Source organism: Rhodococcus sp. NPDC127593 (assembly GCF_042671975.1).
Lineage (GTDB): Bacteria > Actinomycetota > Actinomycetes > Mycobacteriales > Mycobacteriaceae > Rhodococcus_F.
Map to the genome: position 1 here is coordinate 22,005 of NZ_JBHXWI010000036.1, position 16,394 is coordinate 38,398.

13 protein-coding genes and 1 pseudogene are annotated in these 16,394 nt (G+C 66.9%); 6 read left to right on the plus strand and 8 right to left on the minus strand.

Annotated elements, in window-relative coordinates; genetic code table 11:
* Window positions 1–21: 21 nt before the first annotated feature.
* The 4 genes and pseudogenes from ACFVJ3_RS29865 (at window position 22) to ACFVJ3_RS29880 (ending at window position 4,160) form a co-directional block, all read left to right on the plus strand.
* Entirely contained in the window at window positions 22–2,031 is a 2,010-nt protein-coding gene (locus tag ACFVJ3_RS29865; protein ID WP_378455502.1) for an acetoacetate--CoA ligase, read from the plus strand.
* 56 nt (window positions 2,032–2,087) lie between these two features.
* Window positions 2,088–2,477, plus strand: a pseudogene (locus ACFVJ3_RS29870) (pyruvate dehydrogenase); the annotation flags it as partial.
* Window positions 2,478–2,874: 397 nt separating this feature from the next.
* Window positions 2,875–3,813 carry a hypothetical protein gene (locus tag ACFVJ3_RS29875; protein WP_378455503.1) on the plus strand — a complete coding sequence of 313 codons (939 nt, stop codon included), beginning with the start codon at window positions 2,875–2,877 and terminating at the stop codon, window positions 3,811–3,813.
* Between the two features lie 104 nt (window positions 3,814–3,917).
* On the plus strand, window positions 3,918–4,160 hold the full coding sequence (locus tag ACFVJ3_RS29880) for a hypothetical protein (protein ID WP_378455504.1): 243 nt from the start codon (window positions 3,918–3,920) through the stop codon (window positions 4,158–4,160).
* A 398-nt stretch (window positions 4,161–4,558) separates the two neighbouring features.
* Here the strand turns inward: ACFVJ3_RS29880 and ACFVJ3_RS29885 are convergent, their stop codons facing one another.
* The 3 genes from ACFVJ3_RS29885 to ACFVJ3_RS29895 all read right to left on the minus strand — a co-directional run bounded on the left by ACFVJ3_RS29885 (window position 4,559) and on the right by ACFVJ3_RS29895 (window position 8,153).
* Entirely contained in the window at window positions 4,559–5,671 is a 1,113-nt protein-coding gene (locus ACFVJ3_RS29885) for a phosphotransferase family protein (RefSeq protein ID WP_378455505.1), read from the minus strand.
* 75 nt (window positions 5,672–5,746) lie between these two features.
* A complete protein-coding gene (locus ACFVJ3_RS29890) occupies window positions 5,747–6,655 on the minus strand; it encodes a hypothetical protein (protein WP_378455506.1) in 909 nt (302 codons plus the stop codon).
* Between the two features lie 232 nt (window positions 6,656–6,887).
* Entirely contained in the window at window positions 6,888–8,153 is a 1,266-nt protein-coding gene (locus ACFVJ3_RS29895; protein ID WP_378455507.1) for a helix-turn-helix domain-containing protein, read from the minus strand.
* An 811-nt stretch (window positions 8,154–8,964) separates the two neighbouring features.
* On the opposite strand from ACFVJ3_RS29895, the gene ACFVJ3_RS29900 reads away from it, so the two are divergent.
* Window positions 8,965–9,834, plus strand: coding sequence for an aldo/keto reductase (locus tag ACFVJ3_RS29900; protein ID WP_378455508.1), 870 nt, complete (start codon window positions 8,965–8,967; stop codon window positions 9,832–9,834).
* A 59-nt stretch (window positions 9,835–9,893) separates the two neighbouring features.
* Here the strand turns inward: ACFVJ3_RS29900 and ACFVJ3_RS29905 are convergent, their stop codons facing one another.
* From ACFVJ3_RS29905 to ACFVJ3_RS29925, 5 genes are all read right to left on the minus strand, one after another.
* On the minus strand, window positions 9,894–10,646 hold the full coding sequence (locus ACFVJ3_RS29905) for a TSUP family transporter (RefSeq protein WP_378455509.1): 753 nt from the start codon (window positions 10,644–10,646) through the stop codon (window positions 9,894–9,896).
* Window positions 10,643–11,851, minus strand: coding sequence for an MBL fold metallo-hydrolase (locus ACFVJ3_RS29910; RefSeq protein WP_378455510.1), 1,209 nt, complete (start codon window positions 11,849–11,851; stop codon window positions 10,643–10,645). Before ACFVJ3_RS29910 ends, ACFVJ3_RS29905 begins: the two co-directional genes overlap by 4 nt.
* Window positions 11,852–11,994: 143 nt before the next feature.
* Window positions 11,995–12,312 carry a WhiB family transcriptional regulator gene (locus ACFVJ3_RS29915; protein ID WP_378455511.1) on the minus strand — a complete coding sequence of 106 codons (318 nt, stop codon included), beginning with the start codon at window positions 12,310–12,312 and terminating at the stop codon, window positions 11,995–11,997.
* A 137-nt stretch (window positions 12,313–12,449) separates the two neighbouring features.
* Window positions 12,450–13,754, minus strand: coding sequence for an amidohydrolase family protein (locus ACFVJ3_RS29920; RefSeq protein WP_378455512.1), 1,305 nt, complete (start codon window positions 13,752–13,754; stop codon window positions 12,450–12,452).
* A gap of 26 nt (window positions 13,755–13,780) precedes the next feature.
* Window positions 13,781–15,442 carry an alpha/beta fold hydrolase gene (locus tag ACFVJ3_RS29925; protein WP_378455513.1) on the minus strand — a complete coding sequence of 554 codons (1,662 nt, stop codon included), beginning with the start codon at window positions 15,440–15,442 and terminating at the stop codon, window positions 13,781–13,783.
* Window positions 15,443–15,611: 169 nt separating this feature from the next.
* Between ACFVJ3_RS29925 and ACFVJ3_RS29930 the strand changes: the two genes are divergently transcribed.
* Complete coding sequence (locus ACFVJ3_RS29930) at window positions 15,612–16,283, plus strand: FadR/GntR family transcriptional regulator (RefSeq protein WP_378455514.1); 672 nt, start codon at window positions 15,612–15,614, stop codon at window positions 16,281–16,283.
* Window positions 16,284–16,394: the final 111 nt, after the last annotated feature.

Genomic DNA, 16,394 nt, shown 5'->3' on the forward strand with positions numbered 1-16,394 from the left:
CACTGGAAAGGACGCACGACAATGACCGCGCCAGGACGTGAAGTGTTGTGGACGCCGCCGCCCGGGCGGGTCTCGGCCTCGAACATGAGCCGATACCAACGCTGGCTCGCTACCGAGAGGCAGGTCCCCACCACCGACTTCGACTCGCTCTGGTGCTGGTCTATCAGTGACCTCGAGAAGTTCTGGCTCTCGATCTGGGAGTATTTCGACGTCATCGCCTCGGCGCCACCGCACACGGTGCTCGCCGACCCGCGGATGCCCGGTGCTCGGTGGTTCCCCGACGCCCATCTGAACTGGGCCGAAAACCTGGTCCGCCATGCCGACCATGCCGGGCCGGCAATCATCTCGGTCGACGAAACCGGTACCACCGGGGAACTCTCGCGGGCCGAGCTGGTCGCGCAGGTTGCCAACCTCGCCGCGCACTTCCGCGAGATCGGAGTGCGGCCCGGCGACCGGGTCGCCGCGATGCTGCCGAACATCGCGCCCACCGTCGTCGCGGTGCTGGCCGCGGCCAGCGTCGGTGCGGTGTGGTCATGCTGCGCACCGGATTTCGGTGTCAAAGGACTGGTCGACCGCTTCGCGCAGATCGAGCCGACAGTGCTGATCGGGGTGGACGGCTACCAGTTCAACGGCAAGCGCATCGACCGCCGCGACGTCTTCTCCGCCCTGCTGGACCAGCTCCCGAGCGTGCGCCACGCCATCGTCGTCGACAACCTCGGCCTCCCCTTCGAGGGTGAGTACCGGCAGAGTATCGCCTACTACGCCGACCTCGTCGTCGGGGACGCCGCACCACAGTACGAGCAGGTGCCATTCGATCACCCGTTGTGGATCCTCTACAGCTCCGGCACCACCGGCCTTCCCAAGGGCATCGTCCACTCGCACGGCGGAATCCTGCTCGAAGCCCTCAAGGCCAACGCGCTGCACTACGACCTCGGCCCTGCGGATCGGGTGTTCATCGCCGCGAGCACCGCCTGGGTGGTGTGGAACATGCTGGTCGACGTCCTGGCGGTCGGCGCCACGGTGATCACCTACGACGGCAGCCCCACCTACGGCCGGCCCGACCGCCAATTCGAGGTCTGTTCTCGATACGAGGCAACCAGATTCGGCACCGGTGCGGCCTATCTGACGCTGTGTGAAAAAGCCGGCACACAGCCCGGTGCCGACTTCGACCTGTCGAGCTTGCGGTCGATCATGTCGACCGGTTCCCCGCTACCGGACACCACCTGGCGGTGGATCTACGACGCAGTCAGCGCGGACGTGCACCTGGGGTCGGACAGCGGCGGCACCGACGTGGCCACCGGATTCATCGGTGCCAATCCGCTCTCCCCCGTTCGCGTGGGGGAACTCCAAGGCCCCTACCTGGGGGTCGATGTGCAGGCCTGGAACGAGGCCGGTCAGGCGGTCGTCGGCGAGGTCGGGGAAATGGTGATCGCCGCGCCGATGCCGTCGATGCCGATCCACTTCTGGAACGACCCCGACGGAAGCCGCTATCGGGAAGCCTATTTCGAGGTCTACCCCGGAGTGTGGCGGCACGGCGACTGGATCAGCATGGAAGCCGACGGCGGTTGCGTGGTCCGCGGGCGGTCGGACTCGACGATCAACCGCGGCGGTGTCCGGATGGGGTCGGCCGACATCTACCAAGCCGTCGAAGCGCTTCCCGAAATCGCCGAGGCACTGGTGATCGGCGCCGAACTACCCAACGGCGGCTACCACATGCCGCTGTTCGTGGTGCTGCGCGAAGAATATGACCTCGACGAGGCGCTCGTGGAGAAGATTCGCACCACGATCCGCCGGGAGACCTCGCCCCGGCACGTCCCGGACGAGATCATCGATGTCCCTGCAGTTCCCACCACCCGCACCGGCAAGCGGCTCGAGATTCCCGTCAAGAAGCTGATCCAGGGAGTGGCCCCCGAGATTGCAATCAACCGCGCCACCGTCGCCGACACTGCTGCCCTCGACTGGTACATCGACTATGCCGAACGCTTTCACCGCAACAGCGCGAGAGCGGCTGACCTGCTCAGGGAGCGATAGTCCCCTCGGAACAGCCCTGTTGCCCCCACGCAGCACTCGTAAACGAAAGAGAAACAATGAACAACGCCCTGTCAGTCGAACACGGGACCGCGAGCCCCGTCGCAGCAGCCGGCGGTTCGGTGGATCTGGAGACGCTCGAATCGATCCGGCAGCGGGTGTTGTGGTTGTCGACGTCGATGATCCACCACGCCAATCGGATCCGGCCGAACCCCAGCGGCCTGAAGGTAGGTGGTCACCAGGCGTCGTGCGCGTCGATGGTCTCGATCATGACCTCGCTGTGGTTCGAGCAACTCCAGCCGGGTGACCGGGTGTCGGTCAATCCGCACGCCTCCCCCGTTCTGCACGACATCAACTACCTGCTCGGTTAGCTCGACGAGAAGTACCTGACCACCCTGCGCGAGTTCGGCGGCCTGCAGTCCTATCGACCGTCCCGTGCCACCCAACCTCACGGGCCGCGGACGCGGCGCTTCCACGCACGGCTGCTGTGTCCGGCACTCGACGCACGACATCGCCCTACCGAGCGCCGGCCCTGGATCATCAGGTTGGCGGATCGAGGACCCGGACCGACCGCGGAAGCGGCTGTACCGCAATACCGCACGCCTCGCCGCCGCCGTGAAAGACTCCGGGCGCCGGCCCACAGGCCAGGACACCTCACCGCAGGGTGAGCGAGACAAGGCTACTCACACAACGACATCCGGTGAGATCACAGTCTCTGTGCCGACCCCTAGGGTCGGTACAGGAGTGCCGGAGCCGTCGAGAATTGATGGAACAGAAATGAATCGTCCTGGACTCGTCACCCGTCGGCCGGACCCGACTTCACTGTCGCCGAGGAGACGCCGGGCAATGTTGCGGGTCATCCTGCTGCCGTGGGATATCATCGAAAGCGCTGACCCGGTCCCGGTACCCGCGGTCGACGAGGTCGAGCCGTTTTTACCGGCTTGTATCAGCGCCCCCACTGAAACGGGAGACGATGGGCCCCACGCACAGTTGCTGGCGTTCCGACACATCGTCGATCGGAGCAGTCCCCCGATAGCGTTCGGCCTCGCACTCGATAGACAGCGCGCACCCGACGGCCCGCAACGCCCGTACGTCGGCCCCCCGGCCACGTGCCTGTCACTGTGGGAAGTACCCGGCAACGGACTGGTGCTGGCCTGCGAGGAACTCACCCCCGACCGCTCCGGCAGCCTGATCGACCGACACAATGCCCCGCTCCGCGACGGCGGTAGCCGAGAATTCTGGGCCGCCATCGAAGCACTTCTTCGCCCCTTCGGCCTGACGGCCGAGGCGAGCCCGATCGACGTCTTCCCGCGACTAAACACCCGACTACCCAGCTCCCGGGTCTACCGGCCGCTGCGCAGCCTGACAATTCGCGGCCGCCACCGGACCGATCGGGAAACCCTCGAGGGCCTGGTCATCGAGGTCCACACCGACGTGGTCGATACGGTACGGCGACTGGTCGATGAACCGGGCATCACACCCTGCGCGGGGGCCGCGTCCCGCTCCTGTCGTGGACTATTGCGCTGGCACCGGGTCCCGCTGATCGACAAGTCGTCCCGTCTTGGGTCGGGGATCGCGATTCGCGAGGACGCCCGGGCCCTCGTCGTCGACGTCGGCGCCACCGCTACCGGTCCCGGCTATCTCGGTCGGGGCACCCGTGAGATGCTCTACGGCCTCATCGGCTGGGTCGCCCTCCGCGCCCAGCACTCGGCGGACCACCGCCGCGTACTGTCGCTCCTGCGCCACCGCCGACGAGATCGCCGTCCTGCATACCGATCTCGGTAAAGCTCTGTGACAGTGCCGAAAGCAGTCTCCTGCCCCACGCTGTCGCCTCCGCCCGAGACCGACGGTCCACGCTCGTAGCGGTCGCGGCCGCCGGTGCGCTGTTCGTGACCTTGCTCCACGCGGCCATCGCGGCATCGCCGCAGCCGGATCTGCAGCGCTGGGCGCTCACCGTGGCGCTTGCCGCCGCGATCGGCGCTGTCGCCCTACTCGAGGTTGTCGCAGGTCGTCGTCCCTCCAGGACACTCCTGAAACCGCCACCGGTCGCGCCGCCACGGGCCTCGCCCGCCGTGACGCCTGTCAGGGACCTCGAACGTCGACGGCACGAGTCGATCTTCCCGTTCGAGTGAATTGTTCCGACGCGTGCGGTTCGCGGAAAGCCCCCCAGTCCCCGCCCGCGCGCCACCGCGTCGTCATCATCGGATCTGGAGAACCGGCGCCGCCACGCAGGTGTGGCGCACCGCTCCGAGTACTGGTGGAATCAGTTTTAGCCATGTGCACACCACCAGCCTTCCGGGCCGCGAGCCTGCAGGGCACTACCGGCGCGCGGCACCGTCCCGGCGCACCACCGCGCTGACCTACCGTGATTTGGCTCCAATCCGGACCCTGTCCACCGCGGAACGCTGATCGGTCGACACCACTGCCGTCATTGCGAACCCGGACAGCCAGCATTCGACATCGCCTGCAGCGTCTGCGGCAGCGTCACCGGCGACGGGCACCGAACTGCTGGTCCACGTGTGGCGCCCGCTCAGCGGTGGCCGATGTAGTTAGCCTCCGCACCTTCGGGGGATGGAAGGTCGAACAAACGCGCCAGGACCTGGCTGGCAGGGTTGTTCGCCGGCATCGCGCTGTCTTCGGGCAGGGCTCCGCCCGAAATCATCAGACGGCCGATCCGAGCCATGATGATCGCGAGGCGGTAGGCGGCGAATCGTTCGTAGTAGTCGACATCTGCCGCACTGCGGCCCGTGAGCTCGCGATACCGCGCGATCACGGCGTCGCGGGCCGGAAGCCCTTTCAGCAGCGGAACTCCGATGCCTTCCGAGTAGTACCGCACGAAAAGAACGAACCACCCGAGGTCCAGCTGAGGGCTGGCAATGGTCGCCATTTCCCAATCGAGGACCGCAGCTACGGACTGGTCAGCGCCGAAGATGATGTTCCCCAGCCGGGCGTCGCCCCAACAAAGCACCAGCTCATCGTCGTGGGGACGGTGCTCCTCGAGCCATTCGTATGCCGCCTCGATGTTGGCGATCCGCCCGGACTCTGCCGTCCAGTCGTAGAACTGGCGCCACTCGGCGAGCTGGTGCGCGATCCCGGGCTCGCGGAGCTCGCTGTTGTGCAAGAACTCGACCCCGAGCACCTTTGGGTCGGCGTCGTGGAGTTCAGCCAGTGCGCCCAGCGCGTTGTCGAAGAGGCGTCCTCGGTCAGCAGGCGGGAGATCCACAACCCAGCCCTCGGAAACGAATGGCGGATCGTCCCCCGGGACCCGACCATCGACGCGGTCCATCACAAGGAACGGGCCACCCAGCAGCGCCGGATCGTCTTCGAGCCAGCGAACACGGGGCACCGGGACCGCGGTGTGCTCGGCAACTGCCGTGAGTAGCGCGAATTCTGCCGCCAGGTCGGGCTCCCGGAAGATCCCGGGGGTGGCGGGCGTGACTCGGGCCACAAGATCGAGCTCGCGGCGGCTCCCCTCCGCGTCGTAGCTGACCGAGAACAAGATGGTGGTCATCGACATTCCGGCCGAGGCTGGGATCGAGATCGTCGGGATCTCGATGTTCGACGCGCCGTCGAGCTTTTTCGACAACCAATGCGTCAGGGTGGTCCTGGTCGCGGTTTCATCCAAGTGGTTGAGCACAGCCATGGTGTGGTCCTTTGGTTCGTGCCGCGGACAGCGGCGCTGGGGGTCAGGGTCAGGGCGTCGACACGACGCCCCGGATTACTTGGCGGTGATGTGCGCGATGTAGTCCGGCGGCCAGAGGAAGTCGAGGTAGGCGGTGCCCGGTCGACCGCCGATCTCCCCTCGGACCATCGCTTCGACAAGAGTCGCGTTCGGATCTACGGGGAACGCGATGTCAGAGAACGTCTGGCCGGTCACCGTCGTCTTGCGACCCGTCTCGTCGACGACGCGCAGCTCCACCGTTTGCTGGACCCATCGTTCGTCGTAGGTGACCTCCCAGTCCGCGGAGTGGACTTCGGACCGGACGCCGTCGCGGTACACGTAGCCGGCGAGGTGCCTCTCGCCGTAGGCCTGAAGATCGAAGACGTGGACCGCCGTGTCCTCGGCTTGGCTTTCGAGCCACTTGTAGTGCTGCACGGCGCCCCAGTCCCGCGTTCCCCAGGAATGGTCGTGGTGGCCGAGTGCGTCGAACGGGATCGACCGACCGTCGATGCGAAGCCGGCCGAATACCCGACCGCTCTGCTCCATACGGTCGTCGGCAAAGTACGACGGGCATCCGCTCGGGGCCTCGGAGTAGAGGTACCGCTCGTGCATCGGATGGAATTCGATCTCGACGTCGATCCGATCGCCCGCGAAGCTGACCGTCGACCCCTCATTGCTGGGCTGCATCGAGGCGGACAGCGGACCGACCGTCCACGCGTCGAACCCCTGGTCGGCTGGGACCGGGATGCCGTCGGCAATCTCGAAGATGGCCGATCCATCGGGGTTTCCGCCGTAGATCCACGCGGCACAGCCCGCGACGCTCCGCGCGTCGACCCAGGTGTAGACGAGGCCGGCCAGTCCTTGATCGGGCAGTTTGACGTTGTAGAGGAACGATTCTCGCGCCACATCCTCCGGCCGGAGGGTGTGGCGGGCGAAGTGCTCGGTCGACGTGACGGTGGACGCCATGAGTCTCCTCGGTTGGTTCGGGATAGTGTCGTCGGCGACGGCGGGAGCGCCTTACCGGTCGGGCCTCGTCCGTGTGACGGGGCCCACTCCATCCTTCACACGCACTCCGCCGTCCGACAATCGCTCGCCGAGCTAAGCGACCGCTCGCACGTTGGTGCCGCAGTGGCGTGCCGGCTCGCTTAAGCGTGCACGGACCCGCGCCTTACTCTCAACGAGATAACGATCTTTGTCCCTATGCGCCAGCCAGCGCGTGGTCAATCAGCAGCGCCACCTCGACCTCGGTGCGATGCCGATCAACCGAGTGACCGAGCAGTTCCTCGGTTCGCGCGAGCCGATAGGCGACGGTCTTGGCGTGCACGGACAGCCGTGCGGCCGTCTGCTTCTGGCTACCTCCGGTCGCAAAGAACACGCGAAGCGTCTCGCGGAGCCTGGCGGTCGACTCGTCGCGCGCGCCGAGGAGCCCGAGGTGCTCGGCGGCGTAGCGACGCGACCGATCCGCGTTTCCGGCGACGAGGACGGCGGCCAACTCGACCTCGCAGTGCTGTGTAACCCCCGTCAGAGCCGTGGGACGCAGCTGCACCGTCCGGAGGGTCTCCAACGCCTGCGCATGAGATCGCCGGAACCCCTGAATTCCTGAAGCAGCGGCCCCCATCCCGACGACAACGCCGTCGGTAGCGGCGGTGGCTACAGCGCGCAGCACCTGGGGCGTCGGCGACACATCCCACCCGAGCCACACGAACCACCGACCGTCCCCGCTCGTGTGCGTGAACGCGCGGACCGGACTGGCTGCGGCGACCAGGTCACCGAGCGCCTCCCGAACGTTCGCTGACGCCGCGGCCGGAGCAAGTACGAGCGCCACATGGTAGCCGTGGACGTCGTACGCGAGCTCGTCGGCGGCAGCACGCTCGTCGGCCGCCGAGCCATCTAGAAGGGCAGCCAACGCGGCCTGACGCGTCCGCGGTCCTGCCTGCTGATCACCGCGGTTCGGGTAGAGCCCCCGGTGCCGAGTCACGAGTTGTTCACAGGCACCGTCGATATAGGCGAAGAGCCGCTTCGACGAGTATCCGAGAACACTCGGGACCAGCGCAGACTCGGTCTCCCGCTGAACGTACGTGGACCAACGCTCCCAGACCGCGGCGTGCCCGGCACGAAAGGCTCGCAACACCGTAGCCAGGTCACCTCCTGCCGAGATCGTGCCATGGAGGGTCCGAAGAGTCGCCGCCGGCGGCTCGATCGCGGTCGGCACCGCGTCGAATGCGAACATCGAGAGAATCGCTCCAATATTGTGCTCGGTGCTCTCCCCCAAAGCTGCGAGGGAATCAGGAATATCGAGGGGGGCCACCTCGGGCACCGCCTCGACCACGGTTTTCGTCACGTCGGCGGCGATCTCGGTGGTGTGCCTCAACAGCGCCCGTGCCAACCGTTGGACCTCGGTGCCCGCCGCCGCGACCGCGAGCTCTGCCGTGTTGACCACATCCGGCATGGCTTCCGACTGCATGTGGACTTCCTCTCGGGCGGCACGGGTGTCGGTTTCAGGAGTCGGCTGCACGCTGACCTGCGTCGTTTAGCAGGGTATAACCGACTGACGACTCGTTGGATATCAGAAGTGCTGCTCACGAGATAGGGCCCGTGCGGGCCGTTGCAGTCACGAACGAGGACTGGAGGCCTCACCGCTTGCCGTTTGGTCCAATATTAAGTCCACGTTAACCCTCTGACAAGAGGGCTCTGCGGGTGATTTCCATCGCGGGGCGGTAGAACTCGACGTTGACACTGCAAGGAAGGTGGAGAGCGAAGGGGGTCTGCGTGTTTCTCGGTCGAGCAGATCCGGAACGGAACGGTCGGGCCCGCTTTACCCGGCCAGCCCATCGGGGACCAGTCCTGCACAGATTCGACACTGTCGGGACCGTCCCCGTGTCACTCATGATTTGTGCGGGGTGACTGCCGAAAACGGCGCGGTGGGAGTTACTCGTCCTCGCTGAGTTCGGCGAGGCCGGGAACTTCATGGCGCACCCCCTGGATCGTGGCGCCGGTAGCGCACTGCCAGGGCGCTCGGACCTGCCCGCTGGTCGCCGACGAGGAAGGGCGGCACTCTGCGCACCACGACCGCGTGGCGCGAGCGCGGGATTGTGAGCGAGCCAACGCTAGCCCGACACGAAGATTATCGATAATCTAGATCGGGGTTCGAATGACCCATCCAGTCGGCGTGGTTTGCGAACCGACGCGCGGCGGGACCCTCTCGTGGCCGATCTCCCGCCCGACGGCATGCGCCCCGACACCCGCACGATTCCCGATTACAGGAGCTAGCCCAGATGACTGTTGCCTCTGCACCCACCGTTAATCTTTCCGGCAGCGTGTCCATGCCGCGCCTCGGCCTCGGGACGTGGCCGATGAAAGACGCCGAAGCAGAACGCGCGGTCGAGTCCGCCCTGACGCAGGGCTACCGGTTGGTCGACACTGCCGCCGCGTATGGCAACGAAGCCGCGGTCGGCCGCGGGGTCCGTCAGTCGGGCCTTCCCCGGGAGGAGGTCTTCGTCACGACCAAACTGCACAATTGCGACCACGGGTACGACAACGCCCTGCGGGCGTTCGATCGGTCGTCGGACGAGCTCGGACTCGACTACCTCGACCTGTACCTCATTCACTGGCCGATGCCGTTTCTCGATCGCTATGTCGAGACCTGGCGGGCGTTGGCGAAGCTGCAGGAGGACGGACGGATTCGTGCGATCGGCGTGTCGAACTTCAAGCCTGCACACCTCGATCGGTTGATCGCTGAAACCGGCATCGTTCCTGCCGTGAATCAGATCGAACTGAACCCGCGCACCAACCGACCGGAAGAACGCGCCTACCACCGGGAACAGGGGATCGTCACCGAATCGTGGAGTCCCCTCGGGCCCGGAACCGATCTCCTGGAGATTCCGGCTATCACCGATCTCGCCCGCGAGTACGGCAAGCAGCCCGGACAGGTGGTCCTGCGCTGGCACATGGATCTCGGCCTGGTCGCCACCCCGAAGTCGGCGAACCCCGGGCGGATCGCAGCGAACATCGATGTCTTCGACTTCGCCCTCACGGCGGACGAGGTCGACTCCATTACCGCGCTCGATACCGGTTCAGTCCCCCCTGTGGACTCGGACAAGCCGCTGAGCCCGCCCCCGGGCGTCGTCGAATCCGGGGTGAACTAGTCCCGCTGGGTTTGCCGGCTGCCGGGACACGTCGATGACCGGTGCCGGCCGGAGGGTGCTCAGAGCGAGGTGACTGCCCGCAGCACGGTGGCCGCCGCCCCTACGTAGGCCAGGGCGACGGCAACCGTGCGGGCGTGGGCCGGGTCGACCCGGCCGGTCAGGGTGCTGCCGATCTTGACGCCGACCAACAGGGCGGCGGCCGCGGTCAGACCCAGTCTCGGATCGATGTGGACGGCTCCACCGGACGCGAGTTTGGTGGCCATCGACAGGCCGGCGACGGTGAGGAAGAACGGTTGCAGGGTCGCGGCGAAGGCTTGTTGCGGCCACCGGGTGGCGAGCGCGTAGATCGTCACCGGGGGTGCGGCGACCCCGGCGGTGGTGTTCATCAGTCCGGATACGAAACCCGCAGCCACCACCGGGGTTCGGCGATCGCCGTGGTGACACAGGCGCCGACGAGCCAGCACAGTGGCGGTGAGCCCGACGAGGACGCTGACCCCGACAACGAGGGCCAGCCACGACGCCGGGACCGCAGCGACCAGCACGGCGCCGGGTAGGACGCCGAGGGTCGCCGCCGCGGTCAGCATCCGGTACCGGCGCCAGTCCACGTCGCGGCGCACGACACCGAAGATCAGTGCGGCCGAACAGATGCTGCAGATGTTGACCAGCAGCACCCCCGTTGCGGGGCCGAGGAGCAGCGTGAGCAGCGGGGCGGAGACGAGCGCGAGACCGGTACCGCTGAGCCGCTGCAGGACGGCGCCGACCATCACCGCTGCGGCGACCGCCGCCCCGAGCAGGAGCACGGTATCGATCAACTGGTGCGCTCTCCGACGCCGATCTCCATCAGGTCTTCGCCGACGATCAGGTCGCCGGAGAAACCGGCGGCCGCGGCCTGCCACCGTTCGGTCGGGTTGTTTCCCGGCGCGAGATGCGAGAGGACCAGTGTTTTCACCCCGGCCTCCTCGGCGACCGGACCGACCTGCTCGATCGTGGTGTGCGAGTGCAGGAGGTGTTCGATGAACCCTTCCTCTTCCGGGCTGTACGGCGGTTCGCCGTAGAGTGATTTGACCCAGTCGGCGTCGATCACCTCGTGGACGAGGACGTCGGCGCCTGTGGCCATCGTGATCAGGTTGGGCGTGGGTGCGGTGTCGCCGGAGAAGACGATGGATCCGTCGTCGGTGTCGAAGCGGAACGCGAATGCGGGATAGACGGCGCCGTGATCGACGAGGGTCGCGGTCACCCGGACGCGGTCGTCCTCCATGACCAGGAACGGGTCCATGACCGGGAACTGGTTGTCGTTGGCCCGGGCCCCAACTTCGGCGGGAATCGGGATGTCGTGGGTGCGAATGAGCTTGTCGAGACCGGGTTTACCGGAGTCGCGGAGCCGGTCGTTGATGTCGGTGGCGAATGCCTGGGTGAGGTAGTTGGTCATGTCCACCGTGCCCGGTGTCGGGTTCTCGGGGTTGATCACCGGGACGTCGGTGTTGCCGGAGATCGGGGGCAGGGCACCCCGGTCACCGGGCCCGTACACCTCGACCGGTGCCGGACCGGGAAGTCCCTGGTACCAGCCGGAGAGCACGACGTTGAAGTAGTCCATGGTGTGATCGGAATGCAGGTGCGTCAGGAAGACACTGCGCAGTCCCTCGTAGCCGTGGAAGTCGCCCTCCTTACCGAGGTTGGCCAGCCGAAGTTGGTGTGCGACGCCCATTCCGCAGTCGACCAGATAGATCGCGTCGTCGACGACGAGCGCGGTGGCGATGCCGTGGCGGGTCTGGTCGGTGCCGTTGTGGGGGGCGATCCAAGTCATCGGGCCGCCGGCGGTGCCGAGCAGGACCAGGCGGGTGCGGTGCGAGCGTGCGTTGTCGACGTACGCGAAGCTGCCGGTAGACGCCTCGGAGGTGGTGGTGTCGGCCGAGGAGCATCCGGCCAGCGCGGTCGCGGTCCCGAGGGCCATGACGCCCGCGAGCAGTCCGCGGCGGGAAAGCGAATGTTGGTGAGCCTCATGGATGAGGTTGCACATCGAAATAGTCCTTCGCTGAATTCGGCACGGCCGGCCTCGACAGGGGCGCGCGTAACGCGGCATTGCCGGAGCGACCGTCGTGTGGGCGTCGACGCTGGTGCGGACGCCGCAGGCGCAGGCACCGGATCGGGTGGGTGGGTAACTCAGGAAGCGAGCGGTGCGGACCGGGCGGTGGTGGGGTTCTTCGTCCCGGCGCGTTCGCGTTCGGTCATTCCGCCCCATACCCCGTGCGGTTCGGGGGTGCCCAGGGCATGGGCGAGGCAGTGCGGCCGCACCGGGCAGTCGCCGCAGATCTTCTTGGCCGCGTTCTCGCGGCGGATCCGTTGTCCGGCGGGTTCGCCGTCGGGGGCGAAAAAGGTGGCCGAACCGGTGGTGCGGCATCGGGCGTGGAGCTGCCAGTCCCAGAATTCGGTGACGGCGGTGAGCTTGGCTTGCTGCCGCGAGAGCAGAGTCGACGGCATGGTGGTTCTCCTCCGGGGACCCGGTGACGGTCCGCCGCCGGGCACACGAATATCGGCGGACGTGGTTGCCCGCGGCCGGCCGGCGGGGTGGGTGCGCCACGCTCCCCACCCCGCCGACCGCCGACGGTCAGCGATGCCTAGGCGGGGATGGGGGTGCCCCGGTGGGTTTCACTGAGTTCGGCCGGGCGCGCCGACTGTCCGGAGCCCGGGTCCTTGTGGAAGGCACCGTTCTTCATGATGCCGACGATCTTGGACTGGTCCTGCAGGATGGTGATGTCTTCGAGCGGGTCACCGTCGATGAGGATCATGTCCGCGTAGAACCCGGCCTTGACCTGCCCGAGGTCGTCGGGCATCCGCATGATCTGCCCGCCGAGTGCGGTGGCCGAGAGCAGCGTGTCCTTTGGGGAGAACTCGAGCAGTTCGACGAAGTGCTGCAGGTCGCGGGCGTAGGTGCCGTGCGGGGTCCACGCGAAGCCGTAGTCGCCGCCGGGCAGCACCCGGATGCCCCGTTCCTTCATCTTCTTCAGCGCCTCGATCGCACAGTCGAGCTCGTGCTGGTATCCGGCAGCTTCGGCGGCCTCGGGGGGATACCCGAACGCTTCGGCGTCGTGCAGGGTGGCGACCAGCCAGTTCAGCCCGGGTGCGACGAAGATGCGGTCTTTCTGCTCTTCGAGCATGTCCAGACCTTCCTCGTCGGTGAAGGAGGCGTGGTAGATGATGTCGACGCCGTTGCGCAGCGACATCTTCACGCTCTCCCCGGACCGGGCGTGGGAGCACACCCGCAGTCCGCGGCGGTGCGCCTCGGTGACCGCGGCGAGGGTTTCCTCGTCCGAGAAGTAGTTGTCCTCGGCGTGCTGGTTTCCGGTGATCTCCTCGCCGGACATGCTCAGCTTCACCAGGTCCGCACCCAGGTCGACGTTGCGCCGGACGGCCTTGCGCATCTCCTCGGGACCGTCGGCGAAGGCGGTGATGCCCTTGACCAGTGCGCCGCCGGTGACCGCGATCTCCTGACAGTTCGCCAGGTAGCGGGGGCCGGGGATCTGGCCGGCGTTGATGGCGTTGCGGATGACCACATCGAGTCGCGGCTTGGCGGCCGCGGCGCCGACGCACATGGTGTAGCCGGAATCGATGTAGGTCTGCGCCGACCGGGCACACAGCAGGGTGTGCTCTTCGACGCCCATCGTCCCGAGACCGGGCAGGTCGGCGGAGTTGACCCAGGAGAAGTGGGTGTGAGCATCACACAGACCCGACATCAGGAACTTGCCCTGGCCGTCGATGACCCTCGCGCCGTCGCGAGGCAGATCTCCGGTGCCCTTGCGGACCTCGGCAATGCGTTCGCCTTCGACCAGCACTTCACCCTCGTACGGGTCGGAGCCGGTGGAGTCGAAAATCCGAACGTTGGTGAAAAGGATGGACTGATCGGGGGTGTTGGCTGACGTCATTGTCGCCACTCCTTTCTGGGAGAAGCTCAGGGCTTGTTCAGGAATTCCTGAAGCCGGTTGGTGACAGCACTGGGATCTTCGAGGGAGTGCCAATGGCCCACCCCGTCGAGCACGTGCTTCTGGGCATTGGGGTAGATCGAGAGCAGTTCGTCGTTGACCGCGACCGGGCTGACCTTGTCCTCGTCGCCGGTGAGCAGCAGCACCGGGACGTCGATCGACGCGAAGTCGGGTTCGACGGCGGCGGCGAGGGCCTCGCAGGCGCTCGCGTAGCCCTCCGGGTCCTGACCGAGCAGCAGCTCTCGGACCAGGGCCACCGACGCCGGGCGGGTGCTGTGCGTTTCCTGCGACAGCGCTGCTCCGACGATGGTGTCGGCGACGGCGGACATGCCGCCTTCGCGGACGGTGCGGGCGCGAGTGCGGGTGGCGGTCTTGGCTGCCTCCGGCTGAGCGCGGACCGCGCCGAGGAGCGCAACCTTGCTGACGCGCTCCGGGTATTTGGCGACGAACGTGTTCGCGACCAGGGTGCCCATCGAGTGCGCGACCAGGGCGGTCTGGTCGATGCCCTCCGCGTCGAGCAGTGCGCGCAACTCCTCGACCCAGTTGTCGATGCTCGCCGGCCCGGCGAACGGCGACCGGCCGTGACCGGACAGGTCGTAGCGCAGCACAGTGTGGGTTTCGGCGAGCGTCGCCACCTGCGGCTCGTACACGGTGGTCGCACCGCCGAGGCCGTGGATCAGCACGACCGCCGGCCCGCTGCCGGTCTTCTCGACGAACAGCTCGCTGGTCCCGACCGGGGTGAGGTGGTCCACCGCGGCGGGAATGCCGATGCTGTTGCGCAGCTCGCCGAGGCCGGGCGCGGAGACGATCACCTCGTCGCCCTCGACCAGGTACTTCGGCGGGTCGAAGCCGATACCGACACCGACCGGGGTGCCGGTCGCGATCACGTCACCGGGTTCGAGGGTGATCCCGGCCGAGAGCGTCTCGATGATGGTCGGCACGTCGAAGATGAGCTGGGCGGTGTTGGTGTCCTGCCGCAGCTCGCCGTTGACCCGGGTCTGCAGCTGCAGGTCGTTGATGTCGATCTCGTCCGCGGTGACGGCCCAGGGGCCGAGCGGGCAGAACGTGTCGAGGGACTTGCCGATGAACCACTGCTTGTGGTCGCGCTGTAGGTCGCGGGCGGTGACGTCGTTGATGAGGGTGTAGCCCCACACGTAGTCCATCGCGTCGTCGCGGCTGACCTTGGAGGCACGCTTGCCGATGATGATGCCGATCTCGCCCTCGTAGTCCAGGGCCGAAGTGATGTCGGTGTGCGGGTCGACCGGATCGCCGGAGGCGATGACCGTGGCGGCGGGCTTGGTGAAGACCACCGGGTACTGCGGCACGTGCTGGCCGTCCGCGGAGCCGGTCGCGTCGAACCCGCTCTTGGCGAACTCGGCGGCGTGCTCGGAGTAGTTCCGCCCGACGCAGAACACGTTGCGGTGCGGGGTGATGGGGGCGAGCAGCTTGCCACCCTCGGCGGGGGTGCTGGTGCTCAGCCGGCCGAGTGCGGCCTGGCCGCCGGTGATGATCTCCTGCAGCTCGCGCACGGGGGCACCGGTGTCACCGAACTGCACGGGCAGTGCAGCACCGTTCGCGTCCACAGCGCAGACGACCGCGCCGTTCTTACCTTGAATCCGCGCGAAGCGCATGAAACCTCCTGATGAACCAATGTGAACCAAACCGGGTTGCGGTTCGTATTGGTTACGATAGGTCGAGGGTGGTGTGATCGTCAACACTTGATTTTTCCGAGTGTTGGCAGGAAAGCTGTAAACCAAGCCCCTATAATTGGTTCGAATTGGTTCGTCGAGAGGAGTTGTCGTGCCCCTGGCTGTGGGACCTACGGCTGCCGCTCTGCGGCACATCGAAGCCCTCGTCGCCGAGCGGCAGTTGGGCCCGGGTGACAAGTTGCCGACCGAGCGGGAGCTCGCCGCGGAGGCCGGTGTCAGCCGTGCGGTGATCCGGTCTGTACTCGAGGACCTCGAAAACCGGGGAACAGTGGTGCGTTACGTCGGCCGGGGCACGTTCCTCGCCCCCAGTGAATCCGCGGCCGCGGAGACGGCGAACCATCCCAGCCCCAGCGAGATCATGAGCTCGCGGCTCATCCTCGAACCGGAACTGCTCCCACTCGCCGTCGCCGCAGCAACGCGCGACGACATCGAGGAAATGCGCCGCTGCCTGCGCGGCGGTGACGGCGCCCGATCCTCGGAAGAGTTCGAACGATGGGACACCGCGCTGCACCACAGCTTCGCACTCGCCACCCACAACATCGTCCTCATCGGGGTCAGCCAACTCCTCATCGACAGCCGTCAACAACCGATCTGGGGCGGACTGAAGAAACGCACCTTCAACCCCGAACTCCATCGCGAATACTGCGGCGAGCACGAGGACATCGTCGAAGCCATCGCCGACCGGGACCCGGACAGCGCCCGCACCGCGATGCGCGCGCATCTGCGGCACGTCCGCACGACCCTGCTGGGGGACAACGCCTGACCGCACCACCACAGCACCACCCGCGAAGCGCCGGCCCTCGGTCGGACCAGGCTTCGGCGGTCTCGTCGCCATGCGCGAACGAGCGCCGCACCCACCGCAGACACCCCTGAA

Coding starts and splice junctions, on each gene's coding strand:
- ACFVJ3_RS29865 (WP_378455502.1), top strand. CDS start 22: ATGACCGCGCCAGGACGTGAAGTGTTGTGGACGCCGCCGCCCGGGCGG.
- ACFVJ3_RS29875 (WP_378455503.1), top strand. CDS start 2,875: ATGTTGCGGGTCATCCTGCTGCCGTGGGATATCATCGAAAGCGCTGAC.
- ACFVJ3_RS29885 (WP_378455505.1), bottom strand. CDS start 5,671: ATGGCTGTGCTCAACCACTTGGATGAAACCGCGACCAGGACCACCCTG.
- ACFVJ3_RS29890 (WP_378455506.1), bottom strand. CDS start 6,655: ATGGCGTCCACCGTCACGTCGACCGAGCACTTCGCCCGCCACACCCTC.
- ACFVJ3_RS29895 (WP_378455507.1), bottom strand. CDS start 8,153: ATGCAGTCGGAAGCCATGCCGGATGTGGTCAACACGGCAGAGCTCGCG.
- ACFVJ3_RS29900 (WP_378455508.1), top strand. CDS start 8,965: ATGACTGTTGCCTCTGCACCCACCGTTAATCTTTCCGGCAGCGTGTCC.
- ACFVJ3_RS29910 (WP_378455510.1), bottom strand. CDS start 11,851: ATGTGCAACCTCATCCATGAGGCTCACCAACATTCGCTTTCCCGCCGC.
- ACFVJ3_RS29915 (WP_378455511.1), bottom strand. CDS start 12,312: ATGCCGTCGACTCTGCTCTCGCGGCAGCAAGCCAAGCTCACCGCCGTC.
- ACFVJ3_RS29920 (WP_378455512.1), bottom strand. CDS start 13,754: ATGACGTCAGCCAACACCCCCGATCAGTCCATCCTTTTCACCAACGTT.
- ACFVJ3_RS29925 (WP_378455513.1), bottom strand. CDS start 15,442: ATGCGCTTCGCGCGGATTCAAGGTAAGAACGGCGCGGTCGTCTGCGCT.